Consider the following 21,129-nt stretch of genomic DNA (forward strand, 5'->3'; position numbering starts at 1 on the left):
CCGGGCGCAAATCCACCCTTCGCTGCCACTCCCGTTTGCCTCGGCGAAGCCTCATGATGGGCGCATGCACGACGTAGCCGCCCAGCCCCTGCCCGACCCGGCCACCGATCCGTTCGGTGCTCTCGAGCGCGAGATCCGGGTCCTGATCCGCCGCGCCCAGTCCTCGGCCGCCCAGACGGCCCGCCGGGTGCACCCGGAGCTGGACGCGTCCGCCTACCCGTTGCTCGCACACATCGACTCCCACCCCGGGATCCGCGGGTCGGACCTCGCCTCGCACTTCGGTGTGGGGCGGGCGACCGTCTCGCGGCAGCTGAGCCGGCTCGTCGAGCTGGGTCTGGTGCACCGCGAGGTGGACCCGGAGGACACCCGCGGGCAGCGCATCACACTCACCGCCGACGGGGCAGGCCGGTTCGCCCGGGCCCGTGACAGCCGGATCGAGATGTACAAGGACGCGTTCGGCGACTGGCAGGAGTCCGATGTCGCGGAGCTCGCCACACTGCTGCACCGTTACTCGGACGACTTCGTCCGCTGGCGCGACGCGCGTTCCTGACACGTACTCGCTGGTTGAGCCTGTCGAACACGTACTCCCTGGTTGAGCCTGTCGAAACCCAGGTCTCGACAGGCTCGACCGGCGAGGTCCCGACAGGCTCGACCGGCGATGTCCCGACAGGCTCGACCGGCGATGTCCCGACAGGCTCGACCAGCGATGTCCCGACGGCTCAACCCACGAGCAGGCGACCTCGGAGCGTCTCGAGGGTCTCCGCCGTGCCCCCGTGCGCCAGGAACCAGCCGACCGCGCTGCCATCGTGGGCGCCCAGATGGTCGAGCACCGCCTCGATCGCCCAGCCTGGGGCGGTCACGAGCTCGGGCGGCAGCGCGGCGAGGACGTGCGCGCCGGGCACGGCGAACTTCGCCGTCGCTGCCGCCCGCACGACCACCTGCGCCATGTGCGGCCCGGTCCGCTCGTAGTCGGCGACGATCGCTGCCCGGTCGACCCCCAGCAGCGACAGGACCAGCGCGACCGCGACACCCGTCCGGTCCTTGCCGGCCGTGCAGTGCACAAGCACCGGCGCCTCGCCCGTGGCGATCAGGCGCACGACCTCGACCAGGTGGCCCGCGCCGGGCTCGTCGAGCATCTGCAGGTACAGCGCCCCGAGGCCGGGGACGGCGGCGGGTGCTCCGGCGCTCGCCATCGCCGTGCCGTCGAGCATGGGCAGAGTCACGACACGGGCATCCGCAGCGAACGGGTGTGCCTCCCCGCTCTCCCCCGGGTCGCGCAGGTCGAGCACGGTGCGCGGGGGCCAAGCGACGTCGTCAGGTTCCCGGTCGCCCGAGCGCGGGGCGTCGGAGCGCAGCAGCACTCCGGCCCGCAGCCCGGGCGTCGAGGACGCGACGTCGCGCAGGTTGACGAGATGATCGGGGACGGGCCGCGTGGTGGCGGCCAGGATCTCGGTCACCGCGTCGGGCAGGGGGTCGGGTGCTGAGTCGGGCACCCGACGACCCTAGCCCGGTCAGCCCTCGACGGGCTCGAACGTCAGGCTGAGCGAGTTCATGCAGAACCGGTCTCCGGTGGGCGTCTGCGGCGCGTCGTCGAAGACGTGCCCCAGGTGCGAACCGCAGCGGGCGCACCGCACCTCGGTGCGGTCCATCCCGTGCGTCCGGTCCTCCAGCAGCTCGACTGCCTCGCCGGCCAGCGGCGTGTAGAACGACGGCCAGCCGCAGTGCGAGTCGAACTTGGTCTCGCTGCGGAACAGCTCGTGACCGCACGCGCGACAGCGGTAGACGCCGACGCGCTTCTCGTCGAGCAGCTCACCGGTCCAGGGCCGCTCCGTGCCCGCCTGGCGCAGCACGGCGAACTCCTGCGGGGAGAGCTCCACCTGCCACTGGTCGTCGGGCTTCCTCACTTCGTAGGTCATCCGTCACCTCCGTGAAACACAACCCAGTTCCGGTCGCGGCTGTTCCGGGTCACCGGGCGGGCGGGTCGCCGCCCGCCCGGTCCAGGGGTCAGGCTGCGGCCGGGCCGTGACCGCGACCGCCGCGACCGCGCCGACGGCGCGCCGGCGCGGCGGTGCCGTCCGCGCGGACGGTGCGGTGGGCCTGCTCGCCGTACGACGGGCCGGCCTGGCCCACGGTGCGGCCACGCTGGCTCTGGCCCTGCTGGCCCTGACGCTGGCCCTGACGACCGCCCTGGCCGCCCTGAGGGGACCGGGGGGTGCCCTTCTGGCGCGGAGCCGGCGGGGCGACGGGAGCGGGCGGCGTGACGTACGGCGCGACCTCGCCCACGAGGGCGGACACGACGGCGTCGCCGGCCACGACCTGCTGCGGGCGGGCGGAGATCTTCGCCTTGCGGGTCAGGTCACGCACGTCGCCGCGCTCCTCCGGGAGCATCACGGTCACGACGTCGCCGCCCGAGCCGGCACGGGCCGTACGGCCCGAGCGGTGCAGGTACGCCTTGTGCTCGGCGGGCGGGTCCACGTGCACCACGAGCTCGACGTCGTCCACGTGGATGCCACGGGCCGCGATGTCGGTGGCCACGAGCACCCTGACGGCGCCGGACGAGAAGGCCGCGAGGTTGCGCTCGCGCGCGCCCTGGCCGAGGTTGCCGTGCAGGTCGACGGCGGGCACGCCCGCACCGGTGAGCTGCTTGGCGAGCTTCTTCGCCTGGTGCTTGGTCCGCATGAACAGCACGCGTCGGCCCGTCCCGGAGGCGAGCTGGTGCACGACGTTCTTCTTCGCGTCGGCGTCGGCCACCGCGAGGATGTGGTGCGTCATCTGGGGCGGCGGGGCCGCCGCGTCGTCGACCGAGTGCGTCACCGGGTTCTTGAGGTAGCGCTTGACCAGGACGTCGACGCCGTTGTCCAGCGTCGCGGAGAACAGCAGGCGCTGCCCCTCGCGCGGGGTGCGGTCCATGATCCGCTTCACGCCGGGCAGGAAGCCGAGGTCGGCCATGTGGTCGGCCTCGTCGAGCACGGTGATCTCGACGTCGTCGAGCGTGAGGTGCTTCTGGCTGAGGAGGTCCTCGAGCCGGCCCGGGCAGGCGATGAGCACGTCGACGCCCGCGTTCAGCGCGGTCACCTGGCGGGACTGGGCGACGCCGCCGAAGACGGTCGTCGTGACGAGCCCGAGGGTCTTCGCCAGCGGCTCCATGACGGCGTTGATCTGGTTGGCCAGCTCGCGCGTCGGGCACAGCACGAGCGCGCGGGGGCGGGCGGCGCGGCGGCGCGGCCGGCCGGCGGCGGCGGCCTGGGCGGCCGAGGTCGCGAGCCGGGTCACGACCGGCAGCGAGAACGCGAGGGTCTTGCCGGAGCCCGTGCGGCCGCGGCCGAGCACGTCGGTGCCGGCGAGCGTGTCCAAGAGGGACGCCGTCTGGATGGGGAACGGGGCAGTGATGCCCTGGCCCGTGAGCTCACGGACGACAGGGGTGGGCAGGCCGAAATCGGCAAAGGTAGTCAAGAAAGAGGGCCTCTCGGGCTGGGACGTCAGAGACGTCGAAGGTCGGGGTCCGCCGCACGCAATCCGGGGGGATCTCCACGACGTGGGGCGCGCGGACGCGCGGCCACCTCAAGCATTGTCGCACGTCCGGCGGCGTCACCCCCAAGCCCGCACGCGAGTCGTGCGTCACCCTGACGCGCGGCGGGCGCCTCGGCCGGCTCTCAGGTCGTCGTGGTGGAATGTCCGCCGTGGACGACTTCCTCGCGACCGCCGGCGACGTGCTGACGCAGATCTGGACGGCCGCCACGACCCCCGTGCCGCCCCCGCCGCAGGCGGTGGTGCTGGCCGTCGGCCTGGCCGCCCTCGCCGTCGTGCTCGCGACCCCGGTGTGGCGGGTGGCCCGCCACCTCGTGACCATCGCGCACGAGGGCGCCCACGCGGTGGCGGCCATGCTCACCGGGCGGCGGCTCGACGGGATCCGCCTGCACTCGGACACCTCCGGCCTCACGGTCTCCGCCGGGCGCCCCCGCGGCTTCGGCATGATCGTGACGGCGTTCGCGGGCTACGTCGGGCCGGGGCTCACCGGCCTCGGTGCGGCCTGGCTGCTGCGCCACGGGTACGCCGTGGGCCTGCTGTGGCTGCTGGTGGTGCTGCTCACCCTGCTGCTGCTCAAGATCCGCAACTGGTTCGGCCTGTGGTCCATCCTGGTGAGCGGCGCCGCCCTGGTGGCGGTCTCGTGGTGGCTGGACCCGGCCACCCAGTCGGCGGTCGCCTACGCCGTGACGTGGTTCCTGCTGTTCGGGTCGGTGCGGCCGGTCCTCGAGCTGCAGGCCCAGCGGACCCGGGGCCGAGCCAGACGGTCCGACGCCGACCAGCTCGGGGCTCTGACGCACACCACCGGGATCCTGTGGGTGGTGGTCTTCCTGCTGGTCACCGTCGGCTGCCTGGTCCTCGGGGCGGGCTGGATCGTGGGGCCCGCGACGGCCGGGGCCTGAGCGCGCACCGTCGGACGACGCGGGTCGTCGCGCGTCAGAGCCGCGCGTACCGGGCCCGGGCGAACGAGTACGCGCCGTAGGCGGCGATTCCGACTCCGGTGACCACGAGCAGCACCGTGCCGTACGGCTGGTCGCGGATGGTGCGCAGGGCGTCGTCCAGGCCGCCGGCCTTCTCGGCGTCGGACGTCCACGCCGCGGCGACGAAGAGCCCGCCGAGCACCCCGAGCGCGACCCCCTTGGCCACGTAGCCCACCTGGCCGAGGGGCACGACGGCGGTCCCCACGGCCGCGCCGCCCGTGCCCCACAGGTCCTCGAGGAACTTCTTGCGCCATCCCTTGACGACGTGGAACACGCCCACGCCGACGACGACGAGGCCCACCGCCGCCACGAGCCAGCGCCCGGCCGGAGCCTTCATGAGCTCGGCAGTCAGCCCCTCCTGCTGGCCGCTGCCACCACCCGAGCCGCCCTGCGCGTAGCGAACGGCCGCACCGGCCAGCACGGCGTACAGGAGGGTCTTCGCCGCTGCCTTGCCCCGGGCCGCCAGCTGCTTCGCCGCGTCGGCTCCCGGCACGCCGAGGAGCGCCTCGACGAGCTGCCAGAGGGCCAGGGCACCGAAGCCGACGGTGACGGCCCAGAGCAGCAGCGCGCCACCCGGGGCGCTCGCCAGCTGGTGGAACACGCCGTCCTGGTCGGCGCTCCCCCCGGGCGTGGACCCGAAGGCGAGGCGGACGGCGAGGTATCCGAGCAGCAGGTGCACGAGGCCGGACGCGGCGTAGCCCGACCGGGCGAGCATCTGCAGCGCGGTGCTGCGGCGGGCGCGCCGGGCGGCATGCTCGGCAGTACGAGCGGGGGCGGACGACACGGGTGGCCTCCCAGGCGGATGGACGGCCCGCGGCACGGGCACCGGGTCACCGTCGACCCCGGGCCGGAGCCGGGGGCCCTTGAGTATGGCGGAGAATGCCGTCGCCCGGGAACGAGCGACGGTCGGCCGCGGGACGATTCCCGCGACCGGCCGTCGTGTACGCCGGGGACCTTCTACAGCGTGCTCACCCCTGCGGCGTGAGCACGAAGCCCGGGCCCTGCGCCGCCGGGTCGGTGTCGAGCGTCAGGGTGTCGAGCGCAGGGGCTGCCTGCGCCTCGACGAAGACGTGGGTCTCACTCTCCTCGTCGACCACCTGGTCGTCGGGCTGGGGCGCCGGGACGAGCGCGAGCTCGAAGTTGCCGGGCTGGCCGGCGGACTGCGCGATCCGCAGCCCACCCTCGTCGGGTACCCCGGCCTCCTGCGCGAGATCCTGGACGGCGGTGCGGGCGTTGTCGGTCACGGTGAGCATGGACGCTCCTCTCGTCGGTCCTTGCGAACCTGTCCACCGAAACAGGAACGGGGGGCGAAACGCAACGCTGAGACGCGATCGGGACGATATCTCCCGGTAGGTGAGACCCCGCGTGACAGCCGCGTCGTCACGCGGATAGGTTGCCCCCGTGACCGGATCGTGACCTCGCGGGTGCCGGGTGAGCAACGCCGGGCCGGACGCGGGCGGGTCCCCACGTGCTCCCGCGTACGCTGTCCGCAGCCACCGACTGCCCTTCCGGCGGACGGCGGCGGGCCTCTAGCTCAATTGGCAGAGCAGCGGACTTTTAATCCGCGGGTTCCGGGTTCGATCCCCGGGGGGCCCACCCCCGCGGCGCCACGTCGCCGCACCTCACCAGCGCATCACCGACGCGGCGCCGTCCAGGCCGCCACCACGGCCGCGAGGCCGGGCAGCCCCGGCAACAGCAGCGTCAGGCCGAGCCACAGCGGCACGACGAGGTCGTACTCGCCGCCGCTCAGGGAGGCGCACCAGCCCAGCACGCCGATGCCGACGACGAAGAGCGTCGTGACCGTGCCGCGCACCCGCCGGCCGCGGCGCACCGCGCGCAGCGCGAACAGCCAGGCGCCGACGCCCAGGACGGCGACCCCGACGAGGGCACCGATGATCGCGCCGCGGTCCAGCGAGACGTCGGCGCCGCTCCACTGCGGGTAGGCGGCGCGCACGCCGGCCTCGACGGTGCCCAACACCCAGAGGTCCAGCAGCGGGAGCATCAGGCAGGCGACCTGCAGCGCGAGCCCGACCTGCAGGGCCTGGGTCACGAGCGTCCAGCGCCCGCCATCGGTGACGACCGGTGCGGCCGTACGGGTCTCGGTCATGAGGATCCCTCCTGTCTTACGATGTAAGAGAACTCTTCTGACGGTAGCCTTACGGCGTAAGACAAGCAAGAGATACCCGGAGGTGACCGTGACGGACCAGCGCGCGCAGGGCAGGCATGCCGGCCTGACGAGGGACGACGTCGTGCGGGCGGCCGCCCGCCTCGCCGACCGGGACGGGGCCGCGGCGCTGTCGATGCGCAAGGTCGCGCGAGAGCTGGGCGTCGAGGCCATGACGCTCTACCACTACGTGCCGAGCAAGCAGGCCCTCGAGGACGCCGTCGTCGAGCACGTGGTGTCCACGCTGGTGCGCGCGCCCGACCCGACGGCGCCGTGGGCGCAGGTCGTCTCCGACTTCGCGCAGGAGCTGCACCACACACTCCTCGACCACCCCGGTGCGGTCCCCCTCTTCGCCACCCGCCCCGCCGTGACCGAGCGCAACATGGCCGAGCTCGACGAGCTGCTCCGCATCCTGCACGACGCCGGGTTTGCGCCGCGCACCGCGCTGCTCATGGTGTACGCGGTCGCCGGAGCGGTGATCGTGCAGCACCTCGCGCCGACCTCGTCCGGCCTCGCCCCCGACGAGCTGCTCGCACGAACCTCCACCGGCTCCGACGTCCTCGCCGCGGCCTTCGCCGAGGGCCCGGTCACCGCCGACGCCCGGCTCGAGTTCACGGTGACCGCCCTCGTCGCCGGCTTCGAGGCCCGGCGGGACGGGACCGCCGGCTGACACCCCAGCCGCCGCCCTACCGGCATCCCGACCGGCATCCCGACCGGCAGCCCGACCGGTCCGCGTGCAACGATGCTCGGTGCGCCGTGGCCCGCCGCGTGCGCACCTGCCCGCCAGCCGCCGGCCCGGACGCCGGCCAGAACGGAGAGTGACGTGCCCACGATCCCCGCGCCGACCCGGGACGCGCGAGCCCACGGGCGCCACCGTCCCGTCGTCATCGCCCACCGCGGGGCGTCCGCGGACGCCCCGCAGAACACGCTCGCCGCGTTCGACGCGGCCGGACGCGCGGGCGCCGGCCTGCTCGAGATCGACGTGCACCTCAGCGCCGACGGCGTCCCCGTGGTGATCCACGACGGCACGGTGGACGCCACGACCGACGGGTCGGGCGCGGTCGGCGAGCTCACCACCCACCAACTGCGGTCCCTCGACGCAGGCTCCTGGTTCTCCCCGGAGTTCGCCGGGCAGCGCATCCCCACGCTCGCCGAGGTGCTCGACCTGATCGCGGCCCGCCCCGGGCTGGACGTGCTGTGCGAGTACAAGGGCGCCTGGTCGCCCGAGGACGTCGCCGTGACGATGCGCGTGGTGGCGGACGCCGGCCTCGAGGACCGCCTCCTGGTGCAGGGCTTCGACCCGACGACGGTCGCCGCGCTGCGCGACGTCGCGCCGCAGGTGCCGCGCTCCCTGCTGGTCGAGAACCCCCGCGACGACCTGGCCGACCTTCTCGCCCGGCTCGACGCGGCGGCGGTCAGCCCGTCCGCCGCGATGATCGCCGCCGACCCGGCGCTCGTGCCGGCCAGCCACAACGCAGGGCTCCAGGTCTTCGGGTGGACGGCGAACGACGAGCCCACCTGGGAGCTTCTGGTGGGCGCCGGGGTCGACGGGATCATCACCGACCGCCCCGCGGAGCTCCGGGCCTGGCTCGACGGCGCCGTCGGCTAGCTCTTCTCGACGTCGTGCGTCTCTTCGCGCTCGGCGTCCCGATGGTCGTCCGGGTCATCCTCGTCGTTGTCGTCCTCGTCGGTGTCGTCCTCGTCGCCGAGCTGCAGCAGCGCCGTGTGCTCGCGCTCGTCGATGACGTCCTGGCCCGGGCCTTGGAAGTACGTGGACCGCTCCTCCGCGTCGGCGCTCCCGCTGTAGAGCGCCGACCGCGCCGCGGAGCTCACCTCGTCCTCAGCGACGGGCAGGATCACGGTCGCGTCGGCGTCGTCCCGGACGGTGGTCGGCAGAGCAATGGTGCGGTCCTGGCTGCCCGCCGGCGGCGCGGGCCGCACGGTGGACCGGGCCGGTGCCGGCAGGACGCGGCGTCGCACGGGGGCGCGGGCCGGGACGACGGCGGGCGCGGCCATGGCCGTACCTGCGCCCTCGGCGCCGCCCTCGTCGGGCCCGGTATCGTCCGCCGCCCCCGCGTCGCCGACCGGCCGCGGCCCGTCGACACCCGTCTCGTACCGCGTGCGGGGCAGCGCCTCGGGCGCCTCGCGCTGCACCCACTCGACGAGTCCCTCGCGCACGAAGCAGCGCAGGTCCCAGAGCGTCGGCGCGTCGGCGGCGCTCACCAGCGCGCGCATCCGCACCGCCCCGCCGACGGCGTCGGTCACCTGGAGCACCCCCGTGCGGTGGTCCCACAGCGGCGTCGCGGCGAGCAGGCGGTCGAGCTCGGCGCGCACCGCCGTCATCGGCACCTGGAAGTCCAGGTCGATCTCGACCGTGCCGAGCAGGTCCGCCGCGCGCCGCGTCCAGTTCTCGAAGGGGGTGGTCGTGAAGTAGGTGCACGGCAGGATCAGCCGCCGGTCGTCCCAGGCGTGCACGACGACGTAGGTGAGCGTGATCTCCTCGATGCGCCCGAACTCGCCGTCGAGCACCACCACCACGTCGTCCACGCGGATCGCGTCCGTGAACGCGATCTGCATGCCGGCGAACGCGTTGGCCAGCGATGACTGGGCTGCGACGCCGAGCACGATCGACAGCAGGCCGGCCGATGCGAGGATGCTGGCGCCCGCCGCCTGCATGGTCGGGAACGTCAGGAACACGGCGGCGATCGCGCAGACCACGAGCACCGCGACCGTGACACGCCGCACCAGGTTCACCTGCGTGCGCACCCGCCGTGCGTGGCGGTCGTTCGCGTGCTCGCCGGAGAACCGGGCCAGCGTGCGGTCCTCGACGACGAACGCGACCGCCCCGACCAGCCACGCCACCGAGAGGATCGTGGCGATCAGCAGCGCATGGCTGACGGCGTCGAACCACGGCTCCCCCTGGTCGGCCGTGAGGTGCACGGCGATCCAGACCGCCACCACCATGAGCACCACCCGCATGGGGCGACGCATCCGCAGCCCCATGTCGCGCACCAGCGGGTTGCGACGCCCGAGGCGCCGGATGAGGACGGACGCCACGGTGGCGAGCACGTACGCGACGACGAGGGCCCCGACCGCCCAGGCGAGCGTCACCGCCAGGCTGGCGGTCGCCTCTGCCGTCTCCTCGAGCCCGGACTGGTCGTCGGTGCGGAGCATGCGTCCAGACTAGGGAGGACCGGCCGGGACGGCCTCGCGGGCGGCCTCACGTGCTGCTGCCTCACGTGCAGTCAGGACGTCAGCCGCGCAGCCAGCCGGAGAGCCTCCTCCACGCATCCTGAGGTGCGCCGAGGCCCGTCGTGGCGACGATCACTCCCGCGGGAGGACGCGTCCCAGCATCCGGATCGCGCGGGACGCACGGTGCGCAATCGCCCCGGGATGTCCCGGTCTTCACATCGCGTCCCCGCGGTCCGCACGGGACTTCTGTTGATTGGTCAACCAAATCGTCCGGGGCACCCGTCGGCCACCCCGACGATGGAATGAGCCCCCCTACCCAAGGACCTTTGACTTGACTCAGCACGACCTGCCGACCGTTTCGCTCGCCCCGGCGTCGCCCCCCAGGCGCCGCGACATCCACTGCCCCGACCGTACCGAGCAGAGCACCGACCGTCACGCCGGTCGCGCACGACGGACCGGCCGCGACGCGCAGCAGCGCACCCGCCGCCGTTCCTTGCGGTCCGGCGTGCCGGTCGCGCTCATCGTGATGGCCCTGACGACCGGCGTCGCGACGGGACTGGCCCCGGCGTCCGGCGCGACCCGCACGGAGGCGACCACGCCTGCGGCGAGCTCGGACGGCACCATCGCCGCCGCGAGCGCCTTCGGCACGACGACCCCGGCCGCCAAGGCGATGGCGAGCGCCTCCCTCATCGGCGCGGCGTCGGCGGCCGCGGGCGCCGTCGGCTCCACCGCCTCCGGCACCGGGAGCGAGGCTGCCGCCGCCGACGCGACCGCCGCCGCCACGTCCGCCGACGAGGCCGTGGCGTCCGCGCAAGTCGTCCTGGCCCGCGCCGAGCAGGTGACCACCGAGTCCCGTGCGGTGCCCGCCGACAACCGCAAGGCGGTGGCGAAGAGCGCCGCGGAGCTCAAGGAGCTCGTCGTCGAGCGATCCGGCGACACCGCGTCCCGCGCGGGCGAGCGCACCGCCCTGACCGAGCGCGGCGGCGCCGCGGACGCGCCCGGCATCACCGACGCGACCACGTCGCTCACCACGCTGCTCGACAAGGCCGAGACCAGCGCGGTCAGCATCAAGCCCGCACCGGCGACCCCCGGCGAGATCCTGCACGTGCAGGGGGCCGAGGCCCGCAAGGCCGCGGCGGCGCTCGCGAAGCACGCGACCGACACCGACGCCCACGACAACGGGCGGATCCCGTCGGGCGACCTGTGCGAGGTGTCGTTCGCCTCGGGCGAGACGCTGCGTTGCGACGCCGCCGATCAGCTCAAGCGGCTCGACATCGCATACCGCGCACGCTTCGGCAAGCACCTCAGCATCCGCGACTCCTACCGCTCGTACGACTCACAGGTCGCCACCAAGGCCTCCCGCGGCTACTTCGCCGCGGTGCCCGGCTACTCCAACCACGGCTGGGCCGTGGCCCTCGACATCAACGGTGGCGTGGAGAAGTACGAGTCCGCCCAGCACGAGTGGCTCGTCGCCCACGCCGCCGGCTTCGGCTGGGAGAACCCCGACTGGGCCAAGGCCGACGGGCGCAAGCCGGAGGCGTGGCACTGGGAGTACAGCCCGCTCGGCTGACGCCACCACGTCGACGCAACCCGGTGGTCGAGCCTGTCGAGACCCAGGGTTTCGACAAGCTCGACCAGCGAACTTGCTCAGGCCCAGCCGAGCTCGTGCAGCCGGTCGTCGTCGATGCCGAAGTGGTGCGCGATCTCGTGCACCACGGTGATCGCGACCTCCTCGACCACGTCGTCCCGCGTGTCGCAGATGGCGAGGGTGGGGTTGCGGAAGACGGTGATCCGGTCGGGCAGCGAGCCGGCGGCCCAGTGCAGGTCCCGTTCGGTGAGCGGGACGCCCTCGTACAGCCCGAGGAGCTCGGGGTCGTCGGCCGGGGCGTCGTCCTCGACGAGGACGACGACGTTGTCCATCATCGCCGCCAGCTCGGCCGGCACCTGGTCGAGGCCGTCCCGGACGGCGTCCTCGAACTCCTCGCGCGTCATCTCCACCACGGGACCCATCCTCGCCCACCCCGGCTACCGCGCCCGCCCCGGTGCGCCCCGCCGTCGGTCACGGACCGGGCGCGACGGCTGGGTATGCTTGCTCGGTCCAGCCCCCATCGTCTAGCGGCCTAGGACCCCGCCCTTTCACGGCGGTAGCACGGGTTCGAATCCCGTTGGGGGTACGTCTGCGAGTCGGCGAGTGCCGTCGGCCCGCGATCTGAGGCCGTTCTTCCTGGTCAGGATTCGATTTCGGGATCCCCTCGACCATGGGGTACGCTTCTTCTCGGCTCGAAACGAGCTTCCTGGTGAGGGTTTTTCTCCCCCACCATGGCCCTGTAGCGCAGTTGGTTAGCGCGCCGCCCTGTCACGGCGGAGGTCGCGGGTTCAAGTCCCGTCAGGGTCGCGCATGATGCGCCCGGTTCGTCGGCAACGGCGCCCGGGCGTTCGTGTCACGGCTCTGTAGCTCAGTTGGTAGAGCGTTCGACTGAAAATCGAAAGGTCACCGGATCGACGCCGGTCGGAGCCACCACCGAAACCCTCGTGCCCCAGGCCCGGGGGTTTCGTCGTTCCCGGCCCTCTTTTGACCGTCCCGGGCCCACTTCGGACGTCCCTGGCCGGGCCGGACGCCGTAGGAATTGCCTGGACCAGCAGGTACCGGTTGAGTGGGACCGCACGCACGATCGAAAAGACGGGGATCGGAGCAGCCGATGACGGACTGGGACGACGGACGGACTCCACCGCCCACCGAGCAGCCGCCCACCACGGGGCGCCTCATGGAGCAGTTGTCGGAACAGGCCACGCGGCTCGTCCGCGCCGAGCTCACGCTCGCGAAGGCCGAGGCCACGGAGAAGGCGAAGCGGTCCGGCATCGGGATCGGCCTCATCACGGCGGCGGTCGTCATCCTGCTCTACGCGGTGGGCGTGCTGATCTGGGCCGGGATCATCGGCCTCGCCGAGGCGTGGCCGTTGTGGTTGTCGGCCCTCGTCGTCGGCGTCGCCATGTTGCTCGTGGCAGCGCTGGCCGCCGCCATCGCCGTCAGGCAGCTCAAGAAGGCGGCGCGCCGGCCCGAGACGATCGACCGGGTCAAGGACGACGTGGAGACGATCAAGAAGGGGGTGCGCCGGTGACCGAGCCCACGACGCCGCAGAACGGGGTCCCAGCACCGACCGAGCGGGAGCTCAAGGACGAGGTAGCACGTTCCCGCGCGGAGCTGGGAGCGACCCTCGACCAGCTCACCACCCGACTGTCGCCGTCGTACCAGGCGAACCAGTTCGTACGGGCGACCAAGGAGGCCGCGTCCGATGCCGGCACCTTCGTGACCGGTGGCGGCCTGCCGGCCGCCGAACCGCGTCGCCGGCTCAACGCCCAGGTGCTCCTCGGCGTGGCCGCGGCAGGTCTCGCCCTGGTCGTGATCGTCGTCGTCCGCGCCCGCCGCCGCTGACCGGCCCCGGTCGACAGCGGGGGCCGGCTACTTGTCCGGCGTCGCCTCCTCGGAGGCGGCGCCGAGCAGCGCGCGCACCTCCGACTCCTTGTAGCGACGGTGCCCACCGAGGGTGCGGATCGACGAGAGCTTCCCCGCCTTCGCCCAGCGCGTCACTGTCTTCGGGTCGACCCGAAAGAGGCTGGCCACCTCGGCAGGCGTCAGCAGAACCTCGGACTCTCCGTGGAGCGACATCCCCTGCACCTCCTGGTGCGCGACCGGCCCGGGCGGCGCCCAGAGTGCTACACGGTCTCGCTCATCCATTGTGGGCAGAAAGCGGGATTGAGGCGACTTGGGAGAGGATGAAATCGTCCGGATCCTGTCCTGATGGCCGAGACGTCCCGTACGTCCGTTCTGCCCGGTCCACGTCGCCGCGCCGCCCGATCGGGCCGCTGCACCGCCGGTCGCGCCGTGACCTGCGACACGATCACACCGCCCGTCCGCGCTCCGACGTCCTCGGTTGCGACCGGCACACCCTGCGGAGTGGAGGGAATGGCGCGCGAGCATGTACCGTTGGCATCTGAACAGACTACTTACGCACGGGGCCGCCGTCTGGGACGTCGCCTGCCCCGCTCCTACGTTGAGGGGGTCTCAGCCATGGGCCGCGGCCGTCAGAAGGCAAAGCAGACTAAGGTCGCTCGCGAGCTGAAGTACTTCAGCCCCGAGACGAACTACCACGCGCTCGAGCAAGAGCTCAAGGGCAGCGAGGGTGGTCGAACGGACGTCGCGACGGAGGATCGACACCTCTCCGCCGAGGACAGTGAGTACGACAATCAATACACGGGGTGGAACGACGACCGCTGACGCGGTCGGGCTGAGTTCTCGCACCATGCAGAAAGGGCCGGACGGCAGTCGCCGTCCGGCCCTTTCGTGCGCTCGTCAGCGGTAGTCGCCGGTCATCCGCACGGCGCCGCCGTGCACGCCCTTGGTGCCGGCCACCAGGTCCTCGGCCGACCCGGCCGGGTCCAGGTCCGCCACGGACCCCAGCACCCACGCCGGGACGCCGCGGGCCGCGAGGGTCGCCAGGGCGGCATCCACGCCGTCGGCCCCGACCACGGCCACCATGCCGACGCCCAGGTTGAGGGTGTTCTCGAGGTCGCGGCGCGGCACCGACCCGAGCTCGCGCACGGTGCGGAACACGGCGGGCACCTCCCACGACCCGCGGTCCACGGTCGCGACCGTGCCCTCGGGGAGCACGCGCGCCAGGTTCGCGGCAAGCCCGCCACCGGTGACGTGCGTGAACGCGTGCACCTGGGCGGCCTGGTTCTCGGCGAGCGCGAGCACGTCGCGCGCGTACACGCGGGTCGGCTCCAGCAGCTCCTCCCCCAGGGTGCGGCCGAACTCCTCCACGTTCCGGTCCAGCGCCCAGCCGGCGTGCTTCACGACGGCGCGCACCAGCGAGTAGCCGTTGGAGTGCAGGCCGCTCGAGCCCATCGCGACCAGCACGTCGCCGGCCCGCACCCGCTCCGGGCCCAGGACGGCGTCCGCCTCCACGATGCCTGTGGCCGCGCCCGCAACGTCGTACTCGTCCGGCTCGAGCAGGCCGGGGTGCTCGGCGGTCTCGCCCCCGACGAGGGCGGTGCCCGCCACCTCGCACGCCTGGGCGATGCCGCGCACGATGTCGGCCACCCGCTCGGGCACGACCTTGCCCGTGGCGATGTAGTCCGTCATGAACAGCGGCTCGGCGCCCACCACGACGATGTCGTCCACGACCATGCCGACGAGGTCGAAGCCGATCGTGTCGTGCTTGTCGAGCGCCTGGGCGATCGCGACCTTGGTGCCGACGCCGTCGGTCGACGTCGCGAGGAGCGGACGGCGGTACTCGCGGATCGCGGACAGGTCGAACATGCCGGCGAACCCGCCGACACCCCCCAGCACGGCGGGGCCGTGGGTACGGCGTACCGCGTCCTTCATCAGCTCAACGGCCTTGTCGCCGGCCTCGGTGTCGACGCCGGCCGCGGCGTAGGTCAGGGGTTCGTTGGTCACGTTGGCTCCCAGGCCGGTGGTCGATCTCGTCGAAACCACCATCGGTCGTCGGTCGGTGGTCTCGACACGTTCGACCACCGGGATCTGATCAGGGGTGGTCGAGGGCGGTCGACGCTCCGGCGCCGACGGAGACCTGGGCGAGGCCGTCCTCCGGGGCGCCGAGCGGCAGCTCGGCCTGCTCGAGCAGGTGCTTGCCGAGCTGGTCCGCGGTGGGCAGCTCGATCGGGTACTTGCCGGTGAAGCAGGCCGCGCAGAGCTGCGAGGCCGGCTGTTCGGTCGCGGAGATCATGCCCTCGACCGAGATGTAGCCGAGCGAGTCGGCCCCCAGGGTCTGCCCGATCTCGTCGGGCGAGAGGCCGTTGGCGATGAGCTCGGCCCGCGAGGCGAAGTCGATGCCGTAGAAGCACGGCCACCTGACCGGCGGGGACGAGATCCGCACGTGCACCTCGGCCGCACCCGCCTCGCGCAGCATCCGGACCAGGGCGCGCTGGGTGTTGCCGCGCACGATCGAGTCGTCGACCACCACGAGCCGCTTGCCGCGGATGACTTCCTTGAGCGGGTTCAGCTTGAGCCGGATGCCGAGCTGGCGCAGGGTGTCCGACGGCTGGATGAAGGTGCGGCCCACGTAGGCGTTCTTCGTCAGGCCCTGCCCGAACGGGATGCCGGACTCCGCGGCGTAGCCCACGGCCGCCGGGGTGCCCGATTCCGGTGTCGGGATGACCAGGTCCGCGTCGACCGGGTGCTCTCGGGCCAGCGTGCGACCCATCTCGACGCGCGACGCGTGCACGGAGCGACCGTTGATCGTGTTGTCCGGGCGGGCGAGGTACACGTACTCGAAGACGCAGCCCGCACGCTCCGGCTCGGCGAACCGGTCGGAGTGCAGGCCGTCGGCGTCGATCGTGATGAGCTCGCCCGGCTCGACCTCGCGCACGTACGACGCGCCGACGATGTCGAGCGCCGGCGTCTCGGAGGCGACGACCCAGCCGCGATCCAGCCGGCCGAGGACGAGCGGGCGCACGCCCTGCGGGTCGCGCGCCGCGTACAGCGTGCTCTCGTCCATGAAGACGAGCGAGAAGGCGCCGCGCAGCTGCGGCAGCACCTCGAGCGCCGTCTGGGCGAGGGTGTGGTCGGCATCGCCGGCGAGCAGGGCCGTGATGAGCGCCGTGTCCGTGGTGTTGCCGCGCGCGAGCTCGCCGCGGCGCTGCGCGCCGTAGCGCTCGGCCACGAGGTTGACCAGCTCGGCGGAGTTGGTGAGGTTGCCGTTGTGCCCGAGGGCGACCGTGCCGCCCGCCGTCGCACCGAGGGTCGGCTGAGCGTTCTCCCAGGTGACCCCGCCGGTCGTCGAGTAGCGGCAGTGGCCGACGGCGAGGTGTCCGGTCAGCGCGTCGAGCGCGGTCTCGTCGAAGACCTGGGACACGAGCCCCATGTCCTTGTAGACGAGGATCTGCTCGCCGTTGCTGGTCGCGATGCCGGCGGACTCCTGGCCGCGGTGCTGCAGCGAGTACAGGCCGAAGTAGGCGAGCTTGGCGACCTCCTCGCCGGGGGCCCAGACCCCGAAGACGCCGCATGCGTCCTGTGGGCCCTTCTCGCCGGGCATGAGGTCATGGTTCAGGCGGCCGTCAGGGCGCAAGGGCATGGCCCGAGTATCCCACAGGCCCCCGGTCTGACGACCTGCGCCGACGGGTCAGCGGCGACGCAGGCTGCGTCGGTCCGCGATCACCGCGAGCAGGCCAGCGACACCGAGGCCGAGCGCGATCCCGCCGAGCACCGTCGCGCCCACGTAGACACCGGGCTTCATCAGGGTCTCGGCGGAGTCGGTGGCGGCGATGAGCCACGTGGAGAAGATCAGCCCGGCGACGGCGCCGACCAGCGCACCCACCCACAGGAAGACCGGGTACTTCGGAGCGCGGCGGATCCGGTCCGGGTCCACGAGCAGCGTCACGTCCTGGGGCTCGTCCTCGCGCTCGTCGTCCGCCTGCGCCCCGTCGGCCTGCGCCCCGTCGGCCGGCGCATCGGCCTGCGGCGCATCGGTCTGCGGCGCCGGGTCCTGCGGCTGCTCGGTCCGGGCGGCGTCGTCGATCGGCGTGCCCGTGGGCGCGTCGTCGGCCGCGGCGCGCGGTGCGGGGTCGGGCGTCGCCGGGCGGTCGGGGGTGGGGCTGCTCACCCCTCGAGCGTAAGCCACCTCCCGGCGCTGTCCGGGCACTGTCCGGCCGCCGCTCCTCGGGTCGCGTGAGCACGGTCACTCAGGCGGCGCCGAGGTCGCTCCACGGGCCCCACGGCGTGGCACCCGGCTCGTCGTGGCGGGAATACCACCGCGCCTCCCAGCGGTGCCCGTCGTGCACCGCGACGTCGCCCTTGCCGTACACCCAGGTGTCCGTCCAGGTGGCGAACGTGCCGTCCGCGGTGAGCACGGGCGAGCCGACCTCCGCCCATGGCCCGTAGCCGGACGCGCCGGGCTTGTCGCCGCGCGACCACCACAGCGCCTCGAACAGGCCGCCGTCGGACGCGACGCGGTCGCCCTTGGCGTACGTGGCGGCCGCCTTCCAGGCCGGCGCCGACGGGACCAGGTCGAGGCCGACGAGCAGCGGGTCGTGGTCGGAGGACCGGAACGGCGACTCGTCGTACAGGATCGTGGCGTTGTAGTTGTAGCGGCTGTACTCGTTCGCGATCGGCTCGACGGCGTTGATGTTCCAGATGTCGGTGCCGGTCACGCGCTCGAGCAGGGCCGGCGACGCGAGGGCGTGGTCGAGCGAGCCCACCATGCCCTCGAACAGGTAGGAGTACTCCCCCGTCGTGGGCCCGAGGTCCGTGTACCCGGCGTCGGTCAGCACGACGATCGGGTCCTCCTGCTCGTAGGAGTTGAGGTCGCCCACCAGCAGCACCGCGTCCGTCCCGGCGTCCGCCGCGACGTCGTCGGCGAACTCCGTGAGCGCGGTCGCCTGGCGCACGCGCGACTCGTTGGAGGCGCCCTGGCCGTCGCCGGTGTCCTCGTCGCCAGGCCAGGGCCCGGCCGAGCCCTTGGACTTGAAGTGGTTGGTGATCACCACGACGTCGTCGCCCGGGTCGGCGGCGACGCCTCCGGCGGGCTGGAACGCCTGCGCGAGCGGCTGACGTGCGTTGCCGAACGCCTCCGGGTCGTCCAGGATCCGGGAAGCCCCGACGGGGTCCGCCCCGGCCGTGCGGTAGACGAACGCGGTGCGGATCACGTCCTCTTCCGCCGGGACCGCCGTGGGCGAGGGCACGAAGGCCCAGGTGCCGGCGCCGTCGTGCGCGTTGAGCGCGTCCACCAGGTCGGACAGCGCCTGGTCTCGGGCCTTGCCGAAGGCCGCCGAGTTCTCGATCTCCTCGAGCGCGACGACGTCGGCGCCGAGGGCGGAGATCGCGGCGACGATCTTGGTCTGCTGTCGCTCGAGGTCCTCGGCCTCGGCCGCGCCGCGGGCGTCGCAGCCGTCACGGACCGTCACCGGGTCGCCGGCGCGGTCGGTATAGAACGTGCAGCCGGTGAGCCGGTCACCGGTGGTGGTGAAGTAGTTGAGCACGTTGAACGTGCCGACCTGCAGCGTGCCACCGACGTCTTCGGGCGTCGTCTCGCGGGTGTCCTCGACCGTGGCGGGCTGCACGTCGTCCGCGACGTCGGGCGTGAGGCGGTGCTGCGGCTGCAGCCCCCAGGCGTCGTAGCGGTAGTCGAGCACGACGGGGCGCATGAACGTCACGGCCGCGCCGACCCGCACGGGTGCCCCGCCTGTGAGCCACGGCAACGGGCTGCCGGAGTTCGCCGACGAGCTGTAGTTGACCGACGACCCGTCGTCGAGCAGGACGGCGCGCGCGGCGTTGTCCTCGGCCTGCTCCTTCGCCTCCGGCGAGCCCGGACGGCCCACCGACGTGGGCTGCACCAGCGGCGACGGGCCCGCCGCCAGCCCGATCGTGCCGTAGTAGTTGGTGCTGTAGTTGTCGGTGACTGTGAAGTCGCCCTGCGGGGCGAGCAGCATCCCCTCGAGCGCCTCGCGCTCGGCCTCGTTCGCGGGCCAGGTGGTCCGCAGGGGCTCGACCTCGCCGGGCTCGCGCCGTCCTGAGCCCGTCGAAGGGTCCAGCGCCGTCCAGGAGTCGGCGGTGACCTCCGTCAGCCCCTCGTGTTCGCTCACCTTGCCGGTCACCTCGACGTGGGCGCCCACGGTCAGCGCCGCCGCCGCCGCTCGCGAGTAGACGAAGACGGCGTCGGAGGCGCCGGGCGTCGCGTCGTCCGCCGGGTCGCCCCCCGTGCCGGCCGTCTGCAGGTAGAGCCCGTCGAAGCCACCGGTGGGGTAGGTGGCGGTGACGACGCCGGTGGTGGTCACGGTCTTCCCGGCCAGCGGCGAGGCCGCCGCGGTGCCCTGGATCTCGGCGATGGTGGCGTCCTCGCCGGGCCCCGGGTCCGGGTCGGGGTCGGGGTCGCTCGCCGTCGGGGTCGGCGCGCCCGCCGCGAAGTCGGCCGCGTTGTCGGCGGTGTTCGCGTGGTCGGTGCGGGCGACCGACGTGGCGTTGGTCGTGGCGGGCGCGGGGCCGGAGCCCGCGTAGGCGTTCGCCGTCGCGCCCCACCCGACGAGGTCCACGACGTCCTCCACCTCGCCGCACGCAGCGCCCGAGCAGGCGAGCCGCGTGGTGGAGCGGACGAGGGCGATCTTGGCGCCCGTGCCGGACATCGCGATCGTGCCCGTGGCGTCGGGCGGCGGCAGGGCGGGCAGCGACGTGTTCGCGCCCGTCGCCTGCGCGACGAGGAACGACCCGCCCGCGGGAACCTCCCCGCTCAGGTTCGTCTGCGCCCCGTTGGCCCACGCGCCGGTCGCGGACGCGTACTGCACGGACCAGCCGTCGAGCGACACGGCCTCGTCGGTCGGGTTGTACAGCTCGACGAAGTCCTGGTTGAAGGCACCGCCGCTGTTGCCCCCGCCCCCGTACATCTCGTCGATGACGACCGGGGCGTCGGGTGCGACTTCGGCCGCCGCAGGGCCGGCGAGGGCCGCGGTGGCGGGGAGGACGAGCACGGCAGCGACGGCGGCCGAGAGCGGCCCTCGACGTCGGGCGGGGCGAGTGCTGCTCACGGTGGCTCCTTCGCGGCTGACGTGCAGGTATGGCCACCCAAGCAGGTTCGTGTGAACCGAGGTTGAACCCCAGGTCACCGGACGACACCGTCCGCCGACCCGCGCGCACCTGTCGGGTGTCGCCGAACGTAGCGGACGGCGCCGACACGCGCGCGCCGCACGAACTACCTCGCCGAGTTTCGAACTACCTCGCCGAGATCCGGACTACCTCGCGGGAGTCAGGAGCGCGGGCGGGCGGCCTGCAGCGGGAGCAGCTCGGAGAGGTCGGCTCGTTCCCCCGACGCCCGCACCCGGCCGTCGGCCACGGCGTCGACCCAGGAGACCCGGCCGGTGGCCAGGCCGAGCCAGGTCTCGACGTCGGTCTCCACCACGTTGGGTGGCGTGCCGCGCGTGTGCCGCGGCCCGGTCACGGCCTGCACGGCCCCGGCGGGCGGCACCCGCACCTCCACCGAGTTCCCGGGGGCCACGTCGGCGACCTCCTCGAGCGTGAACCGCACGGCCGTCGTCGTCACCGCGCGGGACGAGTCCCCGCCCAGCCAGGAAGCCACGGCGGCGCGCCCAGCGGCCGGGTCGGTACGTCGTCGAGCAGGCATGCCGCAACTTTAAGACGGCGACGACCGGTTGGTCTCGACAGGCTCGACCGACGAACACGGTCGCGACAGGCTCGACCGACGACACCGTCGCGACAGGCTCGACCGACGACACCGTCGCGACAGGCTCGACCGACGAACG

22 protein-coding genes and 4 tRNA genes are annotated in these 21,129 nt (G+C 73.2%); 12 read left to right on the forward strand and 14 right to left on the reverse strand.

Translation table 11 applies throughout. The features are described from left to right. Positions 1-64: 64 nt before the first annotated feature. Complete coding sequence (locus tag AC1C2V_RS07450; protein ID WP_495388942.1) at positions 65-550, forward strand: MarR family winged helix-turn-helix transcriptional regulator; 486 nt, start codon at positions 65-67, stop codon at positions 548-550. A 169-nt stretch (positions 551-719) separates the two neighbouring features. On the opposite strand, the gene AC1C2V_RS07455 is transcribed toward AC1C2V_RS07450, so the two are convergent. From AC1C2V_RS07455 to AC1C2V_RS07465, 3 genes are all read right to left on the reverse strand, one after another. Continuing rightward, positions 720-1,493: a tyrosine-protein phosphatase gene (locus AC1C2V_RS07455; protein ID WP_495388943.1), complete on the reverse strand. Its 774-nt coding sequence runs from the start codon at positions 1,491-1,493 to the stop codon at positions 720-722. An 18-nt stretch (positions 1,494-1,511) separates the two neighbouring features. Continuing rightward, entirely contained in the window at positions 1,512-1,916 is a 405-nt protein-coding gene (msrB, locus tag AC1C2V_RS07460; protein ID WP_495388944.1) for a peptide-methionine (R)-S-oxide reductase MsrB, read from the reverse strand. 88 nt (positions 1,917-2,004) lie between these two features. Next, positions 2,005-3,453 (reverse strand): DEAD/DEAH box helicase, encoded by a 1,449-nt coding sequence (locus AC1C2V_RS07465; RefSeq protein ID WP_495388945.1) that lies wholly within the window; start codon positions 3,451-3,453, stop codon positions 2,005-2,007. A 218-nt stretch (positions 3,454-3,671) separates the two neighbouring features. Between AC1C2V_RS07465 and AC1C2V_RS07470 the strand changes: the two genes are divergently transcribed. After that, positions 3,672-4,427, forward strand: coding sequence for a M50 family metallopeptidase (locus AC1C2V_RS07470; RefSeq protein ID WP_495388946.1), 756 nt, complete (start codon positions 3,672-3,674; stop codon positions 4,425-4,427). A 34-nt stretch (positions 4,428-4,461) separates the two neighbouring features. Here AC1C2V_RS07470 and AC1C2V_RS07475 read toward each other — a convergent pair whose 3' ends face one another. Both AC1C2V_RS07475 and AC1C2V_RS07480 read right to left on the reverse strand, forming a co-directional pair. Continuing rightward, positions 4,462-5,289, reverse strand: a complete 828-nt coding sequence (locus AC1C2V_RS07475) for a DUF1206 domain-containing protein (protein ID WP_495388947.1) — start codon at positions 5,287-5,289, stop codon at positions 4,462-4,464. Positions 5,290-5,473: 184 nt separating this feature from the next. Next, positions 5,474-5,758 (reverse strand): Fe-S cluster assembly protein HesB, encoded by a 285-nt coding sequence (locus AC1C2V_RS07480; RefSeq protein ID WP_495388948.1) that lies wholly within the window; start codon positions 5,756-5,758, stop codon positions 5,474-5,476. 270 nt (positions 5,759-6,028) lie between these two features. Between AC1C2V_RS07480 and AC1C2V_RS07485 the strand changes: the two genes are divergently transcribed. Next, positions 6,029-6,101: transfer RNA gene (locus AC1C2V_RS07485), tRNA-Lys, on the forward strand. Between the two features lie 37 nt (positions 6,102-6,138). Here the strand turns inward: AC1C2V_RS07485 and AC1C2V_RS07490 are convergent. Beyond that, positions 6,139-6,612 (reverse strand): hypothetical protein, encoded by a 474-nt coding sequence (locus tag AC1C2V_RS07490; RefSeq protein WP_495388949.1) that lies wholly within the window; start codon positions 6,610-6,612, stop codon positions 6,139-6,141. A gap of 88 nt (positions 6,613-6,700) precedes the next feature. On the opposite strand from AC1C2V_RS07490, the gene AC1C2V_RS07495 reads away from it, so the two are divergent. Next, a complete protein-coding gene (locus AC1C2V_RS07495; RefSeq protein ID WP_495388950.1) occupies positions 6,701-7,339 on the forward strand; it encodes a TetR/AcrR family transcriptional regulator in 639 nt (212 codons plus the stop codon). A gap of 153 nt (positions 7,340-7,492) precedes the next feature. Continuing rightward, positions 7,493-8,278 carry a glycerophosphodiester phosphodiesterase gene (locus tag AC1C2V_RS07500; protein ID WP_495388951.1) on the forward strand — a complete coding sequence of 262 codons (786 nt, stop codon included), beginning with the start codon at positions 7,493-7,495 and terminating at the stop codon, positions 8,276-8,278. Here the strand turns inward: AC1C2V_RS07500 and AC1C2V_RS07505 are convergent. Further along, on the reverse strand, positions 8,275-9,843 hold the full coding sequence (locus AC1C2V_RS07505; protein WP_495388952.1) for a mechanosensitive ion channel family protein: 1,569 nt from the start codon (positions 9,841-9,843) through the stop codon (positions 8,275-8,277). The genes AC1C2V_RS07500 and AC1C2V_RS07505 overlap by 4 nt on opposite strands. A 349-nt stretch (positions 9,844-10,192) precedes the next feature. On the opposite strand from AC1C2V_RS07505, the gene AC1C2V_RS07510 reads away from it, so the two are divergent. Then, positions 10,193-11,431 (forward strand): M15 family metallopeptidase, encoded by a 1,239-nt coding sequence (locus AC1C2V_RS07510; RefSeq protein ID WP_495388953.1) that lies wholly within the window; start codon positions 10,193-10,195, stop codon positions 11,429-11,431. Between the two features lie 77 nt (positions 11,432-11,508). Here AC1C2V_RS07510 and AC1C2V_RS07515 read toward each other — a convergent pair whose 3' ends face one another. After that, positions 11,509-11,871 carry a metallopeptidase family protein gene (locus AC1C2V_RS07515; RefSeq protein WP_495388954.1) on the reverse strand — a complete coding sequence of 121 codons (363 nt, stop codon included), beginning with the start codon at positions 11,869-11,871 and terminating at the stop codon, positions 11,509-11,511. Positions 11,872-11,962: 91 nt separating this feature from the next. On the opposite strand from AC1C2V_RS07515, the gene AC1C2V_RS07520 reads away from it, so the two are divergent. From AC1C2V_RS07520 to AC1C2V_RS07540, 5 genes are all read left to right on the forward strand, one after another. Continuing rightward, positions 11,963-12,035: transfer RNA gene (locus AC1C2V_RS07520), tRNA-Glu, on the forward strand. A 147-nt stretch (positions 12,036-12,182) separates the two neighbouring features. Continuing rightward, a tRNA-Asp gene (locus AC1C2V_RS07525) sits at positions 12,183-12,256 on the forward strand. 50 nt (positions 12,257-12,306) lie between these two features. Continuing rightward, positions 12,307-12,382: transfer RNA gene (locus tag AC1C2V_RS07530), tRNA-Phe, on the forward strand. A gap of 178 nt (positions 12,383-12,560) precedes the next feature. Then, positions 12,561-12,980 (forward strand): phage holin family protein, encoded by a 420-nt coding sequence (locus tag AC1C2V_RS07535; RefSeq protein WP_495388955.1) that lies wholly within the window; start codon positions 12,561-12,563, stop codon positions 12,978-12,980. After that, a complete protein-coding gene (locus tag AC1C2V_RS07540; RefSeq protein ID WP_495388956.1) occupies positions 12,977-13,294 on the forward strand; it encodes a DUF3618 domain-containing protein in 318 nt (105 codons plus the stop codon). The genes AC1C2V_RS07535 and AC1C2V_RS07540 overlap by 4 nt, the downstream gene beginning before the upstream one ends. Before the next feature lie 27 nt (positions 13,295-13,321). Here the strand turns inward: AC1C2V_RS07540 and AC1C2V_RS07545 are convergent, their stop codons facing one another. Continuing rightward, positions 13,322-13,528: a BldC family transcriptional regulator gene (locus tag AC1C2V_RS07545; RefSeq protein ID WP_344246829.1), complete on the reverse strand. Its 207-nt coding sequence runs from the start codon at positions 13,526-13,528 to the stop codon at positions 13,322-13,324. 402 nt (positions 13,529-13,930) lie between these two features. On the opposite strand from AC1C2V_RS07545, the gene AC1C2V_RS07550 reads away from it, so the two are divergent. Beyond that, positions 13,931-14,137 (forward strand): DUF3073 domain-containing protein, encoded by a 207-nt coding sequence (locus AC1C2V_RS07550; RefSeq protein WP_495388957.1) that lies wholly within the window; start codon positions 13,931-13,933, stop codon positions 14,135-14,137. 75 nt (positions 14,138-14,212) lie between these two features. Here AC1C2V_RS07550 and purM read toward each other — a convergent pair whose 3' ends face one another. The 5 genes from purM to AC1C2V_RS07575 all read right to left on the reverse strand — a co-directional run bounded on the left by purM (position 14,213) and on the right by AC1C2V_RS07575 (position 20,990). Continuing rightward, entirely contained in the window at positions 14,213-15,319 is a 1,107-nt protein-coding gene (purM, locus tag AC1C2V_RS07555) for a phosphoribosylformylglycinamidine cyclo-ligase (protein WP_495388958.1), read from the reverse strand. Between the two features lie 88 nt (positions 15,320-15,407). Continuing rightward, on the reverse strand, positions 15,408-16,955 hold the full coding sequence (purF, locus tag AC1C2V_RS07560) for an amidophosphoribosyltransferase (protein ID WP_495388959.1): 1,548 nt from the start codon (positions 16,953-16,955) through the stop codon (positions 15,408-15,410). 48 nt (positions 16,956-17,003) lie between these two features. Beyond that, positions 17,004-17,483, reverse strand: a complete 480-nt coding sequence (locus AC1C2V_RS07565; protein WP_495388960.1) for a hypothetical protein — start codon at positions 17,481-17,483, stop codon at positions 17,004-17,006. Positions 17,484-17,562: 79 nt separating this feature from the next. Further along, positions 17,563-20,397 carry an ExeM/NucH family extracellular endonuclease gene (locus AC1C2V_RS07570; protein ID WP_495388961.1) on the reverse strand — a complete coding sequence of 945 codons (2,835 nt, stop codon included), beginning with the start codon at positions 20,395-20,397 and terminating at the stop codon, positions 17,563-17,565. A gap of 218 nt (positions 20,398-20,615) precedes the next feature. Then, positions 20,616-20,990 (reverse strand): sterol carrier family protein, encoded by a 375-nt coding sequence (locus AC1C2V_RS07575; RefSeq protein ID WP_495388962.1) that lies wholly within the window; start codon positions 20,988-20,990, stop codon positions 20,616-20,618. Positions 20,991-21,129: the final 139 nt, after the last annotated feature.

The sequence above is a fragment of the Isoptericola sp. Y541 genome, from assembly GCF_059445465.1.